The sequence below is a fragment of the Shinella sp. GW821-FHT11G07 genome (assembly GCF_058808115.1).
Genome location: NZ_JBXARJ010000001.1, coordinates 772,254 through 792,196, shown reverse-complemented (window position 1 = coordinate 792,196; position 19,943 = coordinate 772,254). Strand labels below are relative to the sequence as shown.

The 19,943-nt window shown below is 61.2% G+C and carries 16 protein-coding genes and 1 pseudogene; 11 read left to right on the top strand and 6 right to left on the bottom strand.

What is annotated here, in order from left to right; translation table 11 throughout:
* The first annotated feature begins 94 nt into the window (after positions 1 to 94).
* Positions 95 to 1,546 carry an O-antigen ligase family protein gene (locus tag AC1RT2_RS03420; protein WP_493099495.1) on the top strand — a complete coding sequence of 484 codons (1,452 nt, stop codon included), beginning with the start codon at positions 95 to 97 and terminating at the stop codon, positions 1,544 to 1,546.
* Here AC1RT2_RS03420 and AC1RT2_RS03415 read toward each other — a convergent pair.
* Positions 1,490 to 2,743: a glycosyltransferase family 4 protein gene (locus AC1RT2_RS03415; RefSeq protein ID WP_493099493.1), complete on the bottom strand. Its 1,254-nt coding sequence runs from the start codon at positions 2,741 to 2,743 to the stop codon at positions 1,490 to 1,492. The genes AC1RT2_RS03420 and AC1RT2_RS03415 overlap by 57 nt on opposite strands.
* A 286-nt stretch (positions 2,744 to 3,029) precedes the next feature.
* Here AC1RT2_RS03415 and AC1RT2_RS03410 point away from each other — a divergent pair, with 286 nt between their 5' ends.
* Genes AC1RT2_RS03410 through AC1RT2_RS03385 form a run of 6 tightly spaced genes read left to right on the top strand, consistent with a single transcriptional unit; the run spans position 3,030 to position 8,539 of the window.
* Positions 3,030 to 3,536 carry an acyltransferase gene (locus AC1RT2_RS03410; RefSeq protein ID WP_493099491.1) on the top strand — a complete coding sequence of 169 codons (507 nt, stop codon included), beginning with the start codon at positions 3,030 to 3,032 and terminating at the stop codon, positions 3,534 to 3,536.
* A complete protein-coding gene (locus AC1RT2_RS03405) occupies positions 3,533 to 4,570 on the top strand; it encodes a Gfo/Idh/MocA family protein (protein ID WP_493099489.1) in 1,038 nt (345 codons plus the stop codon). Before AC1RT2_RS03410 ends, AC1RT2_RS03405 begins: the two co-directional genes overlap by 4 nt.
* A complete protein-coding gene (locus AC1RT2_RS03400; protein WP_493099487.1) occupies positions 4,567 to 5,673 on the top strand; it encodes a DegT/DnrJ/EryC1/StrS family aminotransferase in 1,107 nt (368 codons plus the stop codon). The genes AC1RT2_RS03405 and AC1RT2_RS03400 overlap by 4 nt, the downstream gene beginning before the upstream one ends.
* Positions 5,663 to 6,373, top strand: a complete 711-nt coding sequence (locus tag AC1RT2_RS03395; RefSeq protein WP_493099485.1) for an acyltransferase — start codon at positions 5,663 to 5,665, stop codon at positions 6,371 to 6,373. The genes AC1RT2_RS03400 and AC1RT2_RS03395 overlap by 11 nt, the downstream gene beginning before the upstream one ends.
* A gap of 1 nt (position 6,374) precedes the next feature.
* Entirely contained in the window at positions 6,375 to 7,346 is a 972-nt protein-coding gene (locus tag AC1RT2_RS03390; protein ID WP_493099483.1) for an NAD-dependent epimerase/dehydratase family protein, read from the top strand.
* Positions 7,343 to 8,539 carry a DegT/DnrJ/EryC1/StrS family aminotransferase gene (locus AC1RT2_RS03385; protein ID WP_493099481.1) on the top strand — a complete coding sequence of 399 codons (1,197 nt, stop codon included), beginning with the start codon at positions 7,343 to 7,345 and terminating at the stop codon, positions 8,537 to 8,539. Before AC1RT2_RS03390 ends, AC1RT2_RS03385 begins: the two co-directional genes overlap by 4 nt.
* Positions 8,540 to 8,569: 30 nt before the next feature.
* Here the strand turns inward: AC1RT2_RS03385 and AC1RT2_RS03380 are convergent, their stop codons facing one another.
* The gene (locus tag AC1RT2_RS03380) at positions 8,570 to 10,084 is read right to left on the bottom strand and encodes an O-antigen translocase (RefSeq protein ID WP_493099479.1); all 1,515 of its coding nucleotides are present in this window, start codon (positions 10,082 to 10,084) and stop codon (positions 8,570 to 8,572) included.
* On the bottom strand, positions 10,081 to 11,325 hold the full coding sequence (locus tag AC1RT2_RS03375) for a polysaccharide biosynthesis/export family protein (protein WP_493099477.1): 1,245 nt from the start codon (positions 11,323 to 11,325) through the stop codon (positions 10,081 to 10,083). The genes AC1RT2_RS03380 and AC1RT2_RS03375 overlap by 4 nt, the downstream gene beginning before the upstream one ends.
* Before the next feature lie 409 nt (positions 11,326 to 11,734).
* On the opposite strand from AC1RT2_RS03375, the gene AC1RT2_RS03370 reads away from it, so the two are divergent.
* The gene (locus AC1RT2_RS03370) at positions 11,735 to 12,460 is read left to right on the top strand and encodes a LuxR C-terminal-related transcriptional regulator (protein WP_493099475.1); all 726 of its coding nucleotides are present in this window, start codon (positions 11,735 to 11,737) and stop codon (positions 12,458 to 12,460) included.
* A gap of 126 nt (positions 12,461 to 12,586) precedes the next feature.
* Here the strand turns inward: AC1RT2_RS03370 and AC1RT2_RS03365 are convergent, their stop codons facing one another.
* A complete protein-coding gene (locus AC1RT2_RS03365) occupies positions 12,587 to 14,914 on the bottom strand; it encodes a hypothetical protein (RefSeq protein WP_493099473.1) in 2,328 nt (775 codons plus the stop codon).
* Between the two features lie 599 nt (positions 14,915 to 15,513).
* On the opposite strand from AC1RT2_RS03365, the pseudogene AC1RT2_RS03360 reads away from it, so the two are divergent.
* A pseudogene (locus AC1RT2_RS03360) lies at positions 15,514 to 15,678 on the top strand (PPC domain-containing DNA-binding protein); the annotation flags it as partial.
* On the opposite strand, the gene AC1RT2_RS03355 reads toward AC1RT2_RS03360, so the two are convergent.
* Complete coding sequence (locus tag AC1RT2_RS03355) at positions 15,675 to 16,190, bottom strand: cupin domain-containing protein (RefSeq protein ID WP_493099471.1); 516 nt, start codon at positions 16,188 to 16,190, stop codon at positions 15,675 to 15,677. The pseudogene AC1RT2_RS03360 and the gene AC1RT2_RS03355 sit on opposite strands and share 4 nt — an antisense overlap.
* Before the next feature lie 183 nt (positions 16,191 to 16,373).
* On the opposite strand from AC1RT2_RS03355, the gene AC1RT2_RS03350 reads away from it, so the two are divergent.
* Positions 16,374 to 16,595: a hypothetical protein gene (locus AC1RT2_RS03350; protein ID WP_246200465.1), complete on the top strand. Its 222-nt coding sequence runs from the start codon at positions 16,374 to 16,376 to the stop codon at positions 16,593 to 16,595.
* Positions 16,595 to 17,392 (top strand): non-homologous end joining protein Ku, encoded by a 798-nt coding sequence (gene ku / locus AC1RT2_RS03345; RefSeq protein ID WP_493099469.1) that lies wholly within the window; start codon positions 16,595 to 16,597, stop codon positions 17,390 to 17,392. The genes AC1RT2_RS03350 and ku overlap by 1 nt, the downstream gene beginning before the upstream one ends.
* Positions 17,393 to 17,396: 4 nt before the next feature.
* Here the strand turns inward: ku and ligD are convergent, their stop codons facing one another.
* The gene (ligD, locus tag AC1RT2_RS03340) at positions 17,397 to 19,943 is read right to left on the bottom strand and encodes a DNA ligase D (protein WP_493099467.1); all 2,547 of its coding nucleotides are present in this window, start codon (positions 19,941 to 19,943) and stop codon (positions 17,397 to 17,399) included.

Genomic DNA, 19,943 nt, shown 5'->3' with positions numbered 1-19,943 from the left:
CGACTGATCCGATTGATAAGTTATCTATCACCACGCGCGGGGATAGGGTGTCGAGAACGTCGCGTCATCCCGTACCATGAGGCAGCTGCCGGCAATGCGCGCTATCCTTTCCAACGACGGTGAGCCTCAGGCGCCCGTGAAAGCGCGAGCTCCCCGCCCGAGCCGACCGGCCGGACGGAATGCTGGTGCGCGGATCCGGACGTCAGGCGCGATCGCCGAGGACCATCCGGCGCGTGGGACGCGATCCCTGTCGGTCACGCTGTTCGTCGTGTCGCTTTTCCTGCCCCTCGTCTTCAATGTCGGCAGTCTGGCCCTGAGCCCCTTTCGCCTAGTGCTGCTCGCGACGATCCTGCCGTGCCTGTACAAATGGGCATCGGGCGGGGCGGGGCGGGTGCGGTTTGCCGACTTCACGCTTCTTTTGTACTGCGTCTGGTGCTTCATAAGCTTGTGCGCCGTTCATGGTCTCAGCCAGGGGCTGCAGTCGGGTGGCATCCAGTTCATCGAGACGATGGGGCCTTACCTTCTCGCGCGGTGCTACATTCGGTCTGCCGATGATTACTATCGCGTGACGCTCCTGCTGTTTCGCGTCATTCTGTTGCTGATGCCCTTTGCGTTCTTCGAAGCGCTGACCGGCAAGAACATCCTGCTCGATCTGATACGCACCGTGTTCACGACGCACCCGAACCTGCATGACACGCGATGGGGCTTGCGCCGCGTGCAAAGCGTCGTGGAGCATCCCATCCTTTTCGGGGTAATTTGCGGTGCCATGCTCGGTCCGGTTTATTGCGTTCTCGGTTATGCGAAGACGGCCTCGGAACGCTATGCGAAGGCGGCGGTGATCGCGACGACGACATTCCTGTCGATGTCGTCGGGTCCGCAGAGCGGGCTTTTTGCCCAGATCGTCGTGATTGCGTGGGACAGGGTTCTGGTGCGCATCAACGCGCGGTGGAAGTTGTTTTGGGCAAGCCTCTGCACGGGCTATGTATTCGTCGCGACGATGTCCAATCAGAGCGTCTTCGAGTTCTTCATCACCCATTTTTCGTTCAGTCCCGAAAATGCCTATTACCGTGTGCTGATATGGAATTTCGGGACCGGCTCCGTGATGAACCATCCTCTTTTCGGAACGACCATGATCGGCTGGGACAGGCCGGATTGGATGCCGCCCAGCATCGACATGTTCTGGCTCTATCAAGCCATAATCTATGGCATTCCGGCGGCCGCGGCGATGCTCGTCACGTTCCTGGCAGTCTTTGCGGCTGTTGCGACACGGAAGATCGATGATGCGAAACTGGCCTCTTATCGGTTGGGCTTCCTCGCCTCCCTGACGGGCTTCTTTCTCGTCGGCTGGACCGTCCATTTCTGGAACGCCACCTATGTGCTGTTCATCTTCTCCCTCGGCGCGGGAGTTTGGCTGTTGGACGCGAAGGGTGAAGAAAAACCGGACGAACCGATGAAGCGGCGCCCGGCCCGCAGCATCGGGATGCGAGCCTCATCCGCCGGTTTCGAGAGCGGGCGGCCATTGGCCCGATCTGGCGGCCGAGAGTAAGCTCAGGGCCTCACGCCTCTTTCTGCGCTTTGCCAGGGGATTGTGGTTATCGATCTCCACCGCCAGGGCGCGCAGGCCGGACATAACCGCCTCACCTACATGTTTTTCCAAACGCGTGGCGACGACCTCGCGGTAGATCTCGAGTTGAAGCGCCAGTGCCCTTTCAAGGCTGAAGCGTTCGACGACGACCTCGCGACCATATTCGGCAAGGTGCCGCCGAAGATCAGCGTCCAGCACCAGCCGCTCGATCTGGGCTGCAAGCCGGTCGGCGCCGGGCGCGTCGTCCGCGAGCCCGTAGAAACCCTGGTTGAGGAACATGGTCAGCGTCGGGGGCTCGAAGACTTCTGAAAATGCCCTTTCCCCCTGCACGATCAATGGCCGGCCGATGGCAAGTGTGCGCAAGGCGGAACTGCCCATCGCCACGACCAGGTCGGCGGCGGCATAGGCGCCTCTCGGATCGAGCAGCTGGCCGCAAAGAATGATCGCGCGTCGTCCGAGACGGTGATTGACGGCCTCGGCCCGCTCCTCCAGCGCCGCGCGGGCGGGGCCGTCGCCGACCAGCGCCAGAACCACCCTGTGCCGCCCGCCGATCATGTCCACCGCATCGATGGCCCGGACAAGCGAATCCAGCTTCAGGTCGAGGGCGTGGCGAGATACGCTGACGATCAGAAAATCCTCATCCGCAATCCCGTGCGCGGTTCGAAACGGCTGCCCATCCAGCGATGGGTTGTCGCGATCGACGTCGATCGGCGGCTCGATCACCCAGACGGGGCCGGCCTGCCGCGCGCGCGCCTGTCGGCCAAGATCCTCGGTGCCCATGATCAGCGGCACGGAGGGCGGTACCTGTGCGCTGACGGACATGCTCAGCACGGTACAGAGAACGGGGACGCCGAAAATCAGGAACGCACCGTAGTAGGCGTCGAGACAGGGGGGCCATTCATAGGTGTGGATCAGGTCGATCCGCTCCCGTCGCGCAATCCGCGCGAGTTCGATGATGCGCGAGGGCGCGGGCCGGTACTTCGTTGCACTTGCCGGCAGGAAGCGCAGGCCCCGCTCGGCGATATAGTCGGTCAGAGGCCCCGGAACGCCATAGACGACCACCTCATGGCCCGCGGCCTGCGCGCCGGCGGCCAGGTCGATCGCGTTGATCTGGCTTCCGCCGACGGCGAGATCATGGGGATAGACGAGGATGCGCAATTTCCGCTTTCCCGGTTTGATGCCGCGTGTTTTCAGCGCTCAAACTGCGGGGAAGGATAACACCGTGCAATCGCACCTTTCGGCGGGGTGGGCAAAATGGCGGGCGTGATCCCTACGCTGCGGGCATCATGAAGGCTCAATCGGCGGCCTCGGCGTACACCCTAAGGTGTAGCGCGTAAATCCTATTGTTCCCTTTACTCAAACGGCAAAAGGAAATGTCCTCTAAGTAGTTTGGAGCATGCCCCGACGCCTGTTTTTGAACAGGAATCCGCTACGGAGTATTCGAATGATTTCACTCGACGTTGTCAGGGAAGAAGGGGTGGTGATCCACCATCCCGATCTGGTCAACCTCTACGGCTGCACCATCGGAGCCGGTTCCCGGATCGGCACATTCGTGGAGATCCAGAGGAACGCGCATATCGGCCGGAACTGCAAGATTTCCAGCCATAGTTTCATTTGCGAAGGCGTGACGATAGAGGACGGTGTCTTCGTCGGGCATGGGGTCATGTTCACGAACGACATGTATCCCCGCGCGGTCAATGTCGACGGCAGCCTCCAGTGCGATAGCGACTGGTCGTTGCTGCCGACCCGCGTGAGGCGCCGGGTCTCGATCGGCAGTAATGCCACGATCCTTCCGGGCGTGACCATCGGTGAGGGCGCGCAGATCGGCGCCGGCGCTGTCGTGGTCAAGGATGTTCCCGATTTCGCCATCGTGGCCGGCGTCCCGGCCCGGATCATCGGCCGGGTCAAGGACGCCCGTTCGAACGACGCAATCATGGAGGCGGTATCGTGATCGGGGTAGGGGTTGTCGGATATGGCTACTGGGGACCGAACCTGGTGCGGAACCTGGCGGATATTACGGATGCGAGGCTTGTTTCGGTCTGCGACCTGATGACCGACCGGCTCGCGCCGGTGAAGGCCCGCTATCCGACCGTCGATATCACCGCCGATTTCGACGAGATGCTGCAGGACCCGCGGATCGATGCGATCGCGATCGCAACGCCGGTCTCCACGCATTTCCGGCTCGCCATGATGGCCCTGATGGCCGGCAAGCACGTCTTCGTGGAAAAGCCGATGGCGGCGACCACGGAGGAGGCCCGGCGCATGGTGGAGGAGGCCGCCCGGCGTGGCTTGGTACTCGCCGTCGACCACACCTTCGTCCATACGGGGGCGGTGCGGAAGATGCGGGAGATTGCGGAACGGGATCTCGGCGAAATCTACTATTACGACTCCGTGCGCGTGAACCTCGGCCTCTTCCAGCACGATGTCAGCGTCGTCTGGGATCTTGCCGTACATGACCTCTCGATCATGGATTACGTGCTCGACGAAAAACCGGTGGCCGTGTCGGCGACCGGCATGAGCCATGTGCCGGGCGAGCCCGAAAACATTGCCTACCTGACGCTGTTCTACGAGAGCAAGCTGATCGCGCATGTCCATGTGAATTGGCTGGCGCCCGTGAAGGTGCGCAGGACGCTGATCGGCGGCAGCAACAAGATGATCGTCTACGATGACCTCGAACCCAGCGAAAAGGTGAAGGTCTACGACAAGGGGATAACGCTGAACGGCAACCCGCAAAAGAACGGCGAGAAGGTCTACCAGATGCTGGTCGGCTACCGTACCGGCGACATGCATGCCCCCCAGCTGGACATTTCCGAGGCGCTCGGCCGGGAACTCAGGGAATTCCTCCACTGTGTCGAAACGGGCGCGAGGCCCATTGCCGACGGCAATGCAGGCCTGCGCGTGGTGAGGATCCTCGAAGCAGCCACCCAGTCGCTCGCCCAGCGCGGCCGCGTCACAGAACTGGAGAAGGCGAGGCTGATCGCATGATCCCGCTCCTCGACCTGAAAGCCCAATATGCATCCCTGAAGCCCGAGATCGATGCCGCCGTGCTCAAGGTGCTGGCATCGGCGCAATATGTGCTCGGCGACGAAGTGGAGCAGTTCGAGCACGAATTCGCGGAGTATTGCGGCGTCAGGCATGCGATCGCCGTCAATTCGGGAACGAGCGCCCTTCATCTGACCCTGCTCTCCCTCGGATGCGGCCCCGGGGACGAGGTCGTCACCGTGCCGTTCACCTTCGTCGCGACCGTGTCGGCGATCTGCTATACCGGCGCAAGGCCGGTCTTCGTCGATGTCGAGCAGTCCACCCTGACGATGGATCCCGAAAGGCTGGAGGCCGCCATCACGCCGCGCACGAAGGCGATCGTGCCCGTACACATCTATGGCCAGATGGCGAACATGGATGCCATCCAGGCGGTTGCGGCACGCCATGGCCTGCCGGTCGTGGAAGATGCCTGCCAGGCGCACGGCGCCGAATTCAGGGGCCGCAGGGCCGGCAGCTTTGGCGTGGCGGGATGCTTCAGCTTCTATCCGGGCAAGAATCTCGGTGCCTGCGGCGAGGGCGGCATTGCCGTCACTGATGACGACCGGCACGCGAAAACCCTGCGCATGCTGCGCGATTGGGGACAGGAACAGCGCTATCACCATGTCCTGAAGGGCTACAATTACCGTATGGACGGCATTCAGGGCGCGATCCTGCGCGTCAAGCTACGCCATCTGGAAGCGTGGACCGAAGCACGGCGCGCCCATGCTGCGCGTTACACCGCGCTGCTCGGCGGCATGCGTCATATCCGGCTGCCCTATGCCGATGCGCAGCGCCGCCACGTCTATCATATCTACGCGATCCGCACCGGGGACCGCGACGGATTACAGCGGGCCTTGCTCGCCGAAGGCGTCCAGACCGGCCTGCACTATCCTATTCCCGTCCACCTTCAGCCGGCGCATGCAGACCTAGGTTATGCGCCGGGCGATTTTCCTGTGTCCGAAGCCGCCGCACAGGAGGTGTTGTCCCTGCCGATCTACCCGGAAATGACCGGCCACCAGGTGGAGCAGGTCGTCCGCGCCGTGGAAAGGGAAGCCTATGTCGCTTGAGGCTCGCCATACCCCGCGGATCGTCAAGGCGGTGCACGGCCTGCGCGGCAAGCCCGTCGATCCCGCCTACCAGCAAGGCCTCGCCGAAGACCTGAAAAGCACATATGGGCAGGCGGGCCTGATCGAGCTCTACGGGCGATTTTCGAACGGCGACGGTTTCGTGGACGCCCTGATGCGCCGGGCCATTGTGCAGGCCCTGTCGCGTCGGTGTGGGGCCGGGCTCCAGGTTGGGGCGAACGCGGTCTTCAAACATCCGGAAACATTCGAGATCGGCGACGGCGTGTTCATCGGGGCGCAGGCGAACATCCAGGGCCGCTACGACGGAACCTGCCGGATCGGCAACAATGTCTGGATCGGCCCGCAGGCCTTCATCGATGCGCGCGACGTGGTCATCGGCAACGACGTCGGCTGGGGTCCTGGCGCAAAGATACTCGGATCGACCCATAGCGGCATGCCGGTCGATGTGCCGATCATCCGGACCGATCTGGAGATCAGGCCGGTCCGGATCGAGGCGGAGGCCGACATCGGCACGAACGCCACCATCCTGCCGGGCGTGACTGTCGGCAGAGGCGCCATCGTCGGCGCCGGCGCGGTCGTGGTCTCCGATGTTGAGCCCTATTCGATCGTCGCAGGCGTGCCGGCACAGTTCCTGCGATGGCGGGAGGACCCACCGGTTCGGGCAAAAAACGTCGAGGTGTGACATGAAGGACAAGAGGATACTGATCACTGGCGGCGCCGGCCTCATCGGCTCGCATATCGCCGACCAACTTGCCGCGGAACGGCCGCGCGAGATCGTAATTATCGACAATTTCGTGCGCGGGCGGCGCGAAAACCTCATGCAGGCCGCAAGCTCCGTGCCGGTCACGATCATCGAAGGCGATATCCGCGACCGTGCCTTGCTGGAGCGGACATTCAAGGGGATCGACGTTGTCTTTCACCAGGCGGCGATCCGCATCACCCAGTGCGCCGAGGAGCCGCGGCTCGCCTTCGACGTTCTCGCGGGCGGGACGTTCGACGTCCTTGAAGCAGCGGTGAAGTTCGGCGTTGCGAAGGTCGTGGCCGCGTCTTCCGCCTCGGTGCTGGGACAGGCGGAAAGCTTTCCGACGACCGAAGACCACCATCCCTACAACAACCGCACCATCTACGGCGCCGCCAAGGCCTTCAACGAAGGGCTACTTCGCAGCTTCGCGGACATGTACGACCTGAATTACGTCGCGCTGCGCTATTTCAACGTCTACGGTCCGCGCATGGATGTGCACGGCGTCTATACAGAGGTGCTTATCCGGTGGATGGAACGCATCGAGTCCGGCCTCCCGCCGCTCATCCTCGGCGACGGGTTGCAGACGATGGATTTTGTTCACGTCCACGATATCGCCCGCGCCAACATCCTGGCCGCCAAGTCTTCCGTGACGGACGAAGTCTTCAATGTCGCGAGTGGCACGGAAACCAGCCTGAATGAACTGGCGGAAATGCTCCTGGCGGTCATGGGATCGACGCTGAAGCCGGAATATGGGCCGGCCCGCAAGGTCAACGCCGTTGCCCGCCGTCTTGCATCGACCGACAAGGCGCGCGATCTCATCGGTTTTTCGGCCGCGGTGGACATGGAGTCGGGCCTTCGCGATCTCGTTTCCTGGTGGCGCCAGGAGAGAGTACAGGGAGGGCAGGCGGCGTGAGCGGCTCCCTCTCCCAGATTCCCGTCGCCAAACCCGAACTCGATGAAGAGGAGGCGGACGCCGTCCGACGGGTCATCCTGTCGGGCTGGATAACGCAAGGCCCGGAAGTGGCGGCTTTCGAAAGCGAGTTCGCCGCCTATGTCGGCGCGCCCTTCGCCACTGCGGTTTCCAACTGCACGACGGCGCTGCATCTCGCGCTCAAGGTGGTCGGCGTAGGGCGCGGCGACGAAGTGATCACTGTCAGCCATTCCTTCATCGCCACGGCCAACGCCATCCGCTATTGCGATGCGACTCCCGTCTTCGTCGACATCGAAGCGGATGGTTTCAACATCGATCCCTCGCGCATTGAGGCGGCGGTGACGCCGCGCACGAAAGCCGTGCTGGTCGTGCATCAACTGGGCATGCCGTGCGATCTTGCGGCGGTGATGGCGATTGCCGGTCCGCGCTCGATCCCGGTCATCGAGGATGCGGCCTGTGCATCGGGAAGCGAGATTTTGCGGCTGGGCCGATGGGAAAAGATCGGGCGGCCCTATGGCGACATAGCCTGTTTCTCCTTCCACCCCCGCAAGGTTATCACCACCGGTGATGGCGGCATGCTGACCACCGCCAATGCGGAGTACGACCGCAAATTCCAGCTCTGGCGCCAGCACAGCATGAGCGTTGCCGATACCGTGCGCCATGGATCGAAGTCCGTCATCTACGAGACCTATCCCGAACTCGGCTACAATTACCGGATGACCGATCTGCAAGCGGCACTCGGCCGGGTGCAATTGCGTCGGCTGCCGGGCCTCGTCGCGCGCCGGCGAAAACTCGCCGATCTCTACGGCGAGTTGATCGCGCGGAGCGCGCCGGCATTCACGGCACCCCGTGAGCCCGCATGGGCGCGCACAAACTGGCAGAGCTATTGCGTGCGCATCCCTGACGGGGGCGATCAGCGCGCGATCATGCAGGCGCTGCTCGACGACGGCATCTCGACGCGGCGCGGCGTCATGAACATCGTGGCTGAACAAAGCTATGCCGGAGGCGGCACGCATCGCGTGGCCGGCGGCCTGGAGCGCAGCTCGGCAGCCCAGGAAAACTCCATCATCCTGCCGCTCTTCGCGCAGCTTTGCGAAGAGGACGTGCATCGCGTCGTCGATGCGCTCACGAGGGTTTCCACGCGCACGGAACGCGCTCTGGAAACCGCCCTGTAAGCCCTTTTGCCCGGTAAACTGCCTGTGCCGTCACGCGAACCGCGCGATCAAGATTTTCAGCGGTGAGGGCAATGAGGAATGCGGAACCAGCCGTACCAGTTTGCGCAGGGAATACAGGCCGGTTAGCAGAAGCACGGCTGAGCCCGTGGCAGTCGATTGCCAAAGCGACAGCGCCTGTGTCGCCAGAAAGACCAGAGCGCAAGCAAGGATGAAGACGGGGGCGATTCCCGCATTCTCGCTCGACCAGCGAAATCCGCTCATCCGCCGGACGATGGCGTAGATCAGGACGCCGTGCCAGACATAGAGGCCGAGGAAGGCTATTCCCGCACCAGCGGCGCCGAAATACGGGACGAGGACGAAGGCCAGGCCGACATGGACCACCGTCGCCGCGACCTCGGTCCAGAAGAACGTCGCCTGCGCTTCCTTCGCGATCACGATATAGCCCATCGGCCAAGCGACGATGCGCAGCATCATGCCGAGGCAAATCCAGCGAAGCAGGTCCGTCGCCCCATCGAAGGCATGGGAATAGAGGATATGCAGCACGAAGGGGGCGAAGGTCAGCGTTGCGACGACGCCGGGGCCTGCAAGAAGCAGGCTCATCTGCACCTGCTCGTTTACCAGGCGGTTGCATTCGGCATTGCTCCCACTCACGGCCGTCAGGCGCGGATAGAAATCGGTGCCCATGGCCTGCAACACGATGCCGGCATAGAGGCCCCCGATAGCCCAGGCCGCCTGGTAGAAACCGGCTGACGCGATCCCCTCGGCGTGCAGGACGATCAGGCGATTTGCATAGGCTGCACCAAATGTCAGCAGCCCGCTTGCCATGAACACCAGCCCGAGTTTCAGGAGGCGCCTGCTCTCCTGCCCGAACAGCGGCGGCGGCATCCCGATCGAAGGCAGCTGGACCCGTCTGCGAAAATGCCATGACGCCAGTCCGGTCACGATGGCTACGGCAATCAGGGACGGAACGATGCCGCGCAGGCCGAAAAAATAGATCAGGGGAATGGTAATCACCGTGCCGGCGAAGGCTGCGGCGACGTTGACGATTGCAATGTCCGAAATCCGGCGCAGCCCCTGGAGCAGTGCCATTTGTCCTCCGGACACGATGCGCAGGGCAACGGCAAGCGACAGCAGGGCAACTCCGCCCGCCTGCTGATGGTCGCCGAATGTCAGACCGGAGAGCGGAACAGCCAGCAGGGTGAGCAGCAGTGCGCCGACCGCTCCGAGCACAAGCGCCGTGCGCGACAACACCAAAGCCGTGCGCGCGATCGTCTCGTCGTCGTTCGTACCGGCAGCTTCGGCGATCTGTCGCACGCCGCTCGATTGCACGCCCATGCCCGCGAGGTTCTGGGCCATGTCGGCAAGCGCGCTGTAGAGCCCCATCAGGCCGATGCCCTCCGGCCCGAGCATCAGCGCGACCGCCTTGTTGCGGATGATCGAAAAGGCGACACCAACGATGGACGACGCGCCGACCAGAAGGGTGGATTTCAGGATTTCCTCGTGCGTGCTCTGCTCGCTGGATGAGGCGTCGCAGGGATCACTCATTGGCTGGTTCCGACGACCGCATCCGTCTTTGAGTTCTGCGCAAGCGTTTCCGGCGTCGTGGCCTTTGCGCGACGGGTAACGCGAAGTACGTCGCCGGGCTGCAGGACGGTATCGCTGCTGGCTGCTATTTCCTGTGCCCGGCCGTCGACCAGGCGATCGATCGAAAAGACGAGCATCGTGGGATCGCCCGTATCCAACGTTCTGTCCTGTTTCGACAGGATTTTCAGCATCTGCTTCTGAGCGACCTCGCGTTTGAGAAGCATCTGGTCCAGGTTCGCCTGTTCCGTCTGCAATTCGATGTTCACCTCGGTGCGTTGTCGATCGTACAGCCCTTCGAGGTTGCGCGAGGCTTCGGAGATGTTCTGCTTTGCCCGCATCGCATCCGCGGACACGTCGAGGCGCGCGGCCGAGTAGCTTCGAAGCATCCGCTCGAGGTCGCCCTGTCTGGCGGGAAGTGCGATGCCCTTGTCCACCATCGTTTTGAAAAGGTTCAACTCCTTCGCGACGGATTTGATGTCGGCATCGGCACTGTCGGCCTTCTTGTCGAGCGTTTCGAGTTCCACGCGAAGGAGATCGCGCAGCTCCATGAAGGAATTCGCTTGTCTCTGCAGGAGATTGGAGCGCGCTGTCATGACAGCCTTCTCCTGTTCATAGACCGCGCGAGCCTCCTGGCTTTCCATTCCGACCGGCAGATCGAACTTCGGTTCCTTCGCATCCGACAGTTCAGCGTGGAAACGTGCGATCTTGATGCGGGTGCGCATAATGGAGTTTTCCAGTCCCCGCAGGCTTGCGACCAGTTCCACCCTGTCGGGCAGGGCTGGGCCGCTACTGTCCGGGTTATTCTCACCACCTCCCACAGCCAGCGCCTGCAATGCCGTCAACCCCGGACGGAACTCGTAGGTGCCCGGCAGCTTCACGTCCCCTACGACGTAAATCGGCGGATATTTGACGATGGCCACCGTTGCCTCGGGTGCGCGTACAAGCCCTATCTTGTTCTTGAGCTCCTCGGCAATCCTGGCGGCGAGATCGGCTTCGTCCAAGCTCCCGACCGGAAGCCGGCCGATCACTGGCAGCGACAATGTTCCGTCCTGCGCCACGATAAACTCTCCGCTGAGGGCATCCCATCTTTCATAGAGCCCCTTCATCGGCATCCATTGGACGATGTTCAAGCGGATGCTCGTATTCGGCCAGATCCGTGGTGCATCCGCAGACGCAGGCGACCACCAAAGAGCGGTCAACATGGTCGTGGCGAAGAGTGTCTTAAGTGGGCGCGGCTGATCCTGCAGAATCCGTAACATAACCATGGAGTTCGCCTGTCGAAGCTCGGTAAGCGCCGGTCGCTCGCCGTGATGAATTTCATCTCGCATTCTGCGGAGCGAAAGAGGTTTTCAGTAGTCGATCAGTCGTCGGCAGGCTTCATCAATTCGGAGTAAGCCGCACCGCTTACGTCAACCGACGGCAAGGGCGGCATCCGGATATTACGCCGGATAATCCTTTTGTAGTGGGAACAGGACGCTTGTTCGGTCAGGAGGAAACCACAGGCGGGCAGGTGTAACCCATAGGGAGCTATCGCGAAGATGCCACACCGAAGATAGAGTGTTGGTGCCCTTGAATGGCAGCCGTGTTCGTGTGGGGAGCGGGGAGGTCGGCATGGCGCCGGGACGACAGAGCAAGTGCGACGCTTTTTCGGCGGCGTCCTCTAGAACGGATGTGGTGCGCACAATCCTGGTGGTTGGGCCTTCTGAATGTACCTGCGAGAGGCTCGAGGCCTTTCCCGAAGAGTTCCCGCAAACCGTGGTCTTGCATGTGCCGAGTATCGAAGCCGCGTGCAAGCCGTTCGCCAATCCTGTCGGATTGATCCTCATCGATTCCGCGCTTCTACCCGCCGCCGAGGCGGCGTCGTTCATATTGCGCCGCATGCATCCCGATGCGCAGATTGCGCTTACCCATCCGACAATATCGGGGATAGGAAAATTGTCGCGAGCCGATGGTGGACCGAGGGTCTATCGCAGCCTCCTGCCGATGGATCTCGCAATCAACATCTGGCTTGCGGTGGTCCGCCTGATGCTTTCGGGGGGCGAGTATTTTCCGCTTTCGCCTCAGACCCTTACTACGGGGCGTCATCGCGCTGCACGGGGAAAGCAGGGTTTCTACACCGAGGCCGACAACCCCATCAAGCTTACGGCCCGTGAGATGGAGATCCTTGAGAAAGCGGCTCAGGGAATGCAAAACAAGCTGATTGCGGCGGAGTTCAATCTCTCCGAAAATACCGTGAAGGTTCATCTGCACAATATCATCAGCAAACTCGGTGTTCACAATCGCACGGAGGCGGCTGCCAAATATCATCAGCTGTTGAGTGCAACTCAGGAGAAGTGACGCCGGGCTTGTTTATGCACGGCGCCCCAAACCGAATGTTCCAATGCAGCTTCGAGTACCGCTGCTATTAGAGATCGGTGCGAAGGCAAACCATGGGCGGCCACGCCGCCCATGGTCATGTTGTTGTCAGAAGAGGAAGATGTCATTCGCTGACAGGTTGTACCCATTGTCGAAGGCAGCAATCAGGACCTTCGCCGCAGCGCCATTGCCATCGCTGTCGTAGTAAAGAGCATGCGCCTTCGTGTCATAGATGAAACGGTCATTGCTATCGAGAGCGGCAGTGCCAAGGCGGAAAGCGCTGGCTGCGAGGTTGCCCGTCGGCCCTGAACTGACATCGAAAACAAGAACGTCGGAAGACGTGAAGTCGGTGATGTGGTCTGCGTCGGCAGTCTTAACCTGGCTCTGGCGGAAGACGAATTTGTCGACACCTGCTCCACCGGTCAGCGTGTCGGAACCGGCCTGGCCTTCAAATGCGTCATTGCCGGCTCCCCCCAGAAGGATGTCGTTGCCGCTTCCACCCCTCAGGGTATTGTTCCCGGCATTGCCTGTCAGGGTGTTGTTGCCGGAGTTGCCCGTTCCGTTTATGGCACCGGTTCCGGTCAGGATCAGCCTTTCGATATTGGCCGACAGCATGTGGCTGACAGATGCCTTGACAGTGTCCGTTCCGGCATTGCTGCCTTCGGTGACGACATCGCTGGCATTGTCGACGACGTAGGTGTCGTTGCCGGTGCCGCCTGCCATCTTGTCCGCACCGGCACCGCCGTTAAGGATGTTGTTGCCGGCGTTGCCGGTCAGGCTGTTAGCGGCAGAATTACCGGTGCCGTTGATGGCAGCGGTTCCGGTCAGGATCAGTCTCTCGACATTGCTAGCCAGCGTGTGGCTGACGGATGCCTTGACGGTGTCCGTTCCGGCATTGCTGCCTTCGGTGACGACATCGCCGATATTGTCGACGACATAGGTGTCGTTGCCGGCGCCGCCTGCCATCTTGTCCGCCCCCGCGCCGCCGTTCAGGGTGTTGTTTAAGGCGTTGCCGACCAGGGCGTCGTTGTAGCTGGAGCCGGTCAGATTCTCGATGCTGATGAACTTGTCACCGGTGGCATGACCACCGGAGGCAGTTCCCGTCTGAAGATTAACCTTCACGGCCGTTGAACCCGCATAGGTGGCCGTGTCCGTACCAGCGCCACCATCCAGTACGTCGGCGCCCGCGCCGCCCTTCAGCAAATCGTTGCCGCCAAGGCCCTTGTAGGTTTCGTTTCCGGCATTCGTCGTGCCGCTGACGGGGAGCGTATCGTTGCTCTGTGTTCCCGTATGGACCGTTCCGCCTGGGTTCACCGGTGTATCGAGATCGGTGTTGCCCGAGAGGACGGGCTTGTTGTCATAGAGTGCGAAATCGCCCCAATGACCGCCGCCGATCTGGTTGTTGGTGATCTTGATCGAACTGTCGACGACGGTGCCGCCGTTGAAACGGTCATCGAGGTACACAGTGTAGCCACCACCGACCAGACGGTTGCCTTCGATAGTGATGTTGGAGAGGCCACCGAAATCGTTGTTCATCATGATTGCCGACGTCTGGTCGTGGTCATTGATGATTGTGTTGTGAATGATATCGATGTCGTGACCGCCATTGATCTCGATACCATCGTAGTGAGCATCGCTACCACCACGCAGATTGTGGATGTAGTTGTCCTTGATCAGTGTGGGCGCGATGACATTGATGCCATTGTCGACATCATGCAGATTGTTACGCAGGAACGTGCCGAAGCCATAGATGGCGTTGACTGTAATGCCGCTGCCATCGATTTCGCTATCCTGCAGAGTGAAGCCTGTCGCATCGTCCATCACGCGCAGCGCATGCCACTCGGTATTGGAGATTAGCTTGACGTTCTTCAGGGTAACATTCTTGGCCTCGATGACGATATCGCCATGGACCTCAAGGTTGCTGATGACGGCATTGTCCTGCGTTACATGATAGGACCCCGTATACTTGGTCATCTTCGTGCCACTGGGAACGCCGGTGTTGCTGGCGTCCGGGTAGCCCGAAGAAGCTGCCGCGGCCTCGTTGCCAGCCGCCGCGAGTGTTGCCGAAGAATCTGCGTTTCCAGCCTTGCTGGCGACGGACTGGATGACCGCCGTCTGTTTTGTCTCGACATTCGTCGGCGAGGTCGCTGAGGCGGCCTTGAGAGAGGCTGCGTCGTCTACCGACGAAACTTTCACAACATGATCGTTCTGCTTGTGGCCGCTTTCATCTGAACGATCTGTTCTCAGCCTCAGGCTGGATGTACCGCCAATCTCGTCATTGACAGAATTGCCGAAGTCACGGAAATGGAAGCTGTCCCATATGCTGTCGTTCTCGTTATCGGCGCCTGAGTCGAGGATTGAACCGATCTCGCTACGGATGAGCGATGTGTCCTCCAAAAGCGTGGAGACGGATACGTCGCTAAATTTACTTCTCATGGTCTTGTCACCTTTCTCCCAACGGCCGCCTTCAACGTGCATGCCTAGCTGATTTGACGGGTTGAGTACTACTTTATAGGTAGGTCAGCGCTGAGGGCCGGAAGGTAGTCTGGGTCGATTTGAAAGGCAATGTAGCGAAATAGTACTAGATAATGCGTTAAATCTGCCTTAATGCGGCCATATTTTCCTTTTGATCCAATGTAATTCTGATAATGTCATCAAATTTTATTTCAGCCTTATTTGGTAGGGATTTTCATTTGAGGGGATTGAGCGGAACTACTTCATCAACTTTGAGTTAAATTTAAATGTTGAATTCATTTTCGAAATTGCGATGAGACTAAGATCGGGACGAGAAGGGAAAGCGGACGTGTCAGGTTGCTGAGCGTGAGCTGAGCCGCTGATGTGCCGCTTGAAACGCGATCCTTCTTGAAGAATGGCTTTTGAGCCGAAGAAGGTCATTGAAATGGCGCCGAAAAGACACAAAGCGGAGGAGGCCTCTCGCAGAGCGAATCGATAGCGGAGGCGATCCGACCGATAGGCGCGACGAAGCTGCATTTGTCGTTGGCGTGCAGAATAGGGTGGATCAGGTGAAACGCCTGCACCTCCATATCGTGCTCAACTTTTCGGATGGCAGCACGAAGGGCGGGCATTTTCTGGCAGGTTACGTCCGGCCGACGCTGTAGGTCGTTGTGCGGGAAACGCCTGCCGATCTGCGGCGGAGGCACCGTCCAGATCTCGGCATCGCGCTGATCGACGTGGGCTAACTCCTGTTGCCATCCCGCCAGAGAGAAACGAGCGGGCCGGCGGCTCCGTAAATGGGATCGCTTTCCGGAATGGGCAGGGAGGCGATGACCTTGAGTTCGCCGGGTGTGGCCGCCGCCGTTTTGATGTCGGCGTACTGGCCGGGAGGGTAGCCGCCGACCACCAGGAAATCGTCGCTGGCGGACACCCGCTTGTGGCCGGTGCCGGCGGGAAGCACCAGGCAATCGCCAGCGTGGACGTGGAGGGTTTCACCATCCGGTCCGCCGATCATCAACTCGGCGCTTCCCCTCGCAATGCCCAGCACCTCATGCGCGCCGACGTGATAGTGCTGGTAGGAGAAGACGCCGTTGCGCCAGAGGCCCTGCCAGCTCGCATCGTGAAACAGTCGCTCGAAGGCGCGGGCGCCATCCCTTTCGTCCGTCTCAAAGACATCCCTGTAGACGAGCACCGGCAGGAACGGATGGTTCGGCACCCATTCTCTGGAGGACAAGAAAAGTGTTTCGGGTTGTTTCATCGCGGCCTCCCTTGCCCTTGTTCGACATCCTGCCGAAGTCTTTGCGGGTCATTCTTCTATAGTGTCAGGGTCTCGCGCCAGCCAATTGGGTGTCCAACCCGCCGATCCACCGAATGTTCCGGGAACAGATGCCGTGATGCCGCATTAGGCAAGCGGATGCGTGTTTTCTGGAGGTTTTAGCCCATGGATAACAAGGACAGACTGATCCTGGCGCTGGCGGCGCTGCTGCGTGCCGAGCGCGAAACGCGCGGGGCCTTGATCAGCGCGCTTGAGGAAGATTCCATCTCGCGCGAAACGTTGCTCGCCATGCTGTCCGATCCCATTCCCATCGTCACGCAGGAGGATATCAAGTTCGCCGAGCGGTTTGCGCTGTCGAAACACCTGCCGCTCGAAAGGAAAGGCTGATGGCGCTGCGCTCCTTCTGGAAGGGCTATTTGAAACTCTCGCTCGTCACCTGTCCGGTGGCGATGACGCCTGCGGTCTCGCAGGAGGACAAGGTGCGCTTTCGCACGCTCAACGGCAAGACCGGTAATCCCGTCGTCAGCCGCTATGTCGATGGCGTGACAGGCAAGGCGGTAGGCGAGGACGACGAGGTGAAAGGCTATCCGCGCGGCGAAGACGATTACGTCATGCTGGAGGACGACGAGATCGAGGCCGTGGCGCTGGAAAGCACCCGCACCATCGACATCGAGACCTTCGTGCCGCGCGAAACGATCGAATGGATCTGGTACGAGGCGCCGCATTTCCTTGTGCCAAACGATACGGTGGGTGAAGAGGCGTTTTCCGTCATCCGCGAGGCAATGGCCTCGACCGGCACGGTCGGAATTTCCCGTGTGGTGCTCTACCGTCGCGAGCGGGCGGTGATGCTGGATCCGCGCGGCAAGGGCATCGTTTTATGGACGCTGCGCTACGGCGACGAGGTGCGTGAGGAGAAGGCGTATTTCGCGGGATTGAAGGAAGCGAAACCGGACGCCAAGGCGCTGACATTGGTGAAAACGCTCATCAAGGAGCGGACGAAACCATGGGACCCGAAGATGGCGGACGATCCGGTGCAGGATCGCCTTCTCGACATCATTGCCGCGAAGAAGAAGGGCCGCAAACGTCCTGCCAAAGCGAAGACGCCACCGCCGACCTTCGGCAATGTCATCAACATCATGGATGCGTTGCGCAAGAGCATCAAGGCCGAGGGCAGGGGCAAGTAGCACATCAGCTTTTCGCCTTGCCCTTTCCTGCCTTCAACGGTTCCGCTGCGGCCTTGAACTCTGCCCACGGATCGGCATCGAGTGCCTGCAGGCGCGTCGGCGTGTTTTCGACCGTGAAATAGGCGGGGCCGATATCGGGGCTGAGTTCGCTCCAGGCAAGCGGCATGGATACGGCAGCACCAGGACGAGCGCGGGTTGAGTAGGGCGCTACCGCCGTCATGCCGCGTTGGTTGCGCAAGTAGTCGATGAGGATCTTGCCGCTGCGCTTCGACTTGGTGATGGTCGAGACGTATTTCTCCGGGTTATCCTTCGCCATGGCATCGGCGATGCCTTTGCAGAAGGCCTTGACCGCCGGCCAGCGCGCCGAAGGTTTTAGTGGCGCAACGACATGCAGGCCCTTGCCTCCGGAAGTCTTGACGAAGGCGTTGAGCCCGGCCGCTTCCAGTCGCTTGCGCGTCTCCTCCGCCGCCTCGATGATCGTCGGCCAGTCGACGCCTTCTCCCGGGTCAAGGTCCATGATGATGCGGTCCGGCCGCTCCCAATCGGCGAGCGTCGAGCCCCATGGATGGATTTCCAGCGTCGCCGATTGCACCATGCCGATCAGCCCATCGAGATCGTTGATCGCGACATAGGGCTCATCGTCCTTCTCCGCTGGGTCCTGCACCTCAACGATATTCGCGTTGATGCCCTTCCAGGCGTGTTTCTGGAAGAAGGTCTGGCCGTCGATGCCGCTTGGCGCACGCAGAAGTGCCAGCGGCCGGCCGACGATGTGCGGGGCGATGTAGCGCCAGATCTCGGTGTAGTAGTCCGCGAGGCCCTCCTTGGTAACGCCTTCGTCGGGCCAGTAGACCCGGTCCGGATGGGTGAGGCGCACGGCGCGGCGCGGCGGCTTCTCGGTTTTCGGGGTTGTTTTCGATCTGGGCACTTCGGCGACGACCTCCGTTGCTGGTTTGTCTTCCCGCAATCCGCGAAAGGAAGCATGCCGCAGATGCCCATCGGCCGTCCAGGCACGAAACTCCACTTCCACCACGAGTTCCGGCCGCACGTAACGCGCCTGCCGTGCTTCGTCGGCGGTGAGGTGCCGGCCGAAGGGGCTTTCGTCGGTTCGCATGCGGTTGAGCCGCCTGAAGAAATCGGCGGCGACCGAGGTGCTGAACCCGGTACCGACACGGCCAACCGGTTCGAGTTTGCCGCTCTTGTAGACGCCGAGCACGAGGGAGCCGATCGACTGGCGCGAGACGGTAGAGGGCACGAAACCGCCGACCACGAACTCCTGCCGCGCGGAGCACTTCGACTTGATCCAACTCTTGCTGCGCCCGGCGCGATAGGGGGCGTCGCGCAGTTTCGAAACCACTCCCTCCAGGCTCAACCGGCAGGCATGGCGTAGCACGAGCGCGCCGTTCTCCTCAAAGTGGCCGCTGTAGCGCAGCGTCCCTTCTGTCCTGGGTACCAGCGTTTCCAGTAGCGATTTCCGCTCCGTGAGCGGCAGGCGCGTGAGGTCGTAGCCATCGAGATAGAGCAGGTCGAAGACGTAGAAGACGAAGCGGTCATCCCGCCCGTCGCTGAGATCGGCCTGGAGGGCGGAGAAATCGGAGGCGCCGGAGCCGGTCTCGACGACGAGTTCACCATCGATGATAGCCGTGCCAATCGGCAGGTCGCTAAGCGCTGACGGAACGTCCTTGCCGAATTTCTTCGTCCAATCGAGGCCGCTGCGGGTCAGAAGCTTGACCCGCCCGGCCTCGATACGCGCCTCGAGCCGATAACCGTCGAACTTGATCTCATGCAGCCAGCGTTCACCGGCGGGCGGCGCTGCAGCGAGTGTCGCCAGTGTCGGCGGCAGGAAATCCGGCAGTTTTGCCTTTCGGGCACCCTTGAAAGCGGAGGGATCAGGCACCGGAACCGCCTTTGGCGTCGGTCTTGCCTTCGCCGGCTTCGCCTTTGCGGTTTTGCGGATCCGTCCCGTCTTAGACGACCAGCCCGGCGCCTCGCCGGCGACGTCGGCGATCTCGCGGCCGGTTTTCACAGATTCCGGCCGCTCTGCGAGTAGATCATCCTGACCTTCCGGCACGGAAAATTCGTCATCGCCCTTGATCAGGAGCCAGTTTTCTCGCTTCTCGCCCGGCTTGCCGTGCATGCGCACGAGGTGCCAGTGACCGCGCAACTTCTCCCCGTCGAGTTCGAATTCCAGATGGCCCTTGGCATAGGCCTTCCTGACATCGCCGATCGGCTGCCAGGTGCCGCGGTCCCAGACGATTACCGTGCCGCCACCATATTCGCCCTTGGGAATCGTGCCTTCGAAATCGCCATAGGCGAGGGGGTGGTCCTCGACATGCACGGCGAGCCGTTTTTCGCTCGGCACCAGGCTCGGGCCGCGCGTCACTGCCCAGCTTTTCAGGACGCCGTCCATTTCGAGGCGGAAATCGTAGTGCAGGCGCGTGGCATCGTGTTTCTGGATGACGAAGCTGTTGCCGCTCTTGCGACCCTTCCGGCCCTTCGGCTCGGCGGTCGACTTGAAATCCCGTTTCTGCCGGTAGACGTCCAGTGTCGCCAT

Bases quoted from the DNA above. Each gene is read 5' to 3' on its own strand.
- ligD (WP_493099467.1), bottom strand. From the start codon at position 19,943: ATGGCGACACTGGACGTCTACCGGCAGAAACGGGATTTCAAGTCGACC.
- AC1RT2_RS03410 (WP_493099491.1), top strand. From the start codon at position 3,030: ATGATTTCACTCGACGTTGTCAGGGAAGAAGGGGTGGTGATCCACCAT.
- AC1RT2_RS03400 (WP_493099487.1), top strand. From the start codon at position 4,567: ATGATCCCGCTCCTCGACCTGAAAGCCCAATATGCATCCCTGAAGCCC.
- AC1RT2_RS03350 (WP_246200465.1), top strand. From the start codon at position 16,374: ATGGATAACAAGGACAGACTGATCCTGGCGCTGGCGGCGCTGCTGCGT.
- AC1RT2_RS03365 (WP_493099473.1), bottom strand. From the start codon at position 14,914: ATGAGAAGTAAATTTAGCGACGTATCCGTCTCCACGCTTTTGGAGGAC.
- ku (WP_493099469.1), top strand. From the start codon at position 16,595: ATGGCGCTGCGCTCCTTCTGGAAGGGCTATTTGAAACTCTCGCTCGTC.
- AC1RT2_RS03370 (WP_493099475.1), top strand. From the start codon at position 11,735: ATGGCGCCGGGACGACAGAGCAAGTGCGACGCTTTTTCGGCGGCGTCC.
- AC1RT2_RS03355 (WP_493099471.1), bottom strand. From the start codon at position 16,190: ATGAAACAACCCGAAACACTTTTCTTGTCCTCCAGAGAATGGGTGCCG.
- AC1RT2_RS03390 (WP_493099483.1), top strand. From the start codon at position 6,375: ATGAAGGACAAGAGGATACTGATCACTGGCGGCGCCGGCCTCATCGGC.
- AC1RT2_RS03380 (WP_493099479.1), bottom strand. From the start codon at position 10,084: ATGAGTGATCCCTGCGACGCCTCATCCAGCGAGCAGAGCACGCACGAG.
- AC1RT2_RS03395 (WP_493099485.1), top strand. From the start codon at position 5,663: ATGTCGCTTGAGGCTCGCCATACCCCGCGGATCGTCAAGGCGGTGCAC.
- AC1RT2_RS03375 (WP_493099477.1), bottom strand. From the start codon at position 11,325: ATGTTGACCGCTCTTTGGTGGTCGCCTGCGTCTGCGGATGCACCACGG.
- AC1RT2_RS03420 (WP_493099495.1), top strand. From the start codon at position 95: ATGCGCGCTATCCTTTCCAACGACGGTGAGCCTCAGGCGCCCGTGAAA.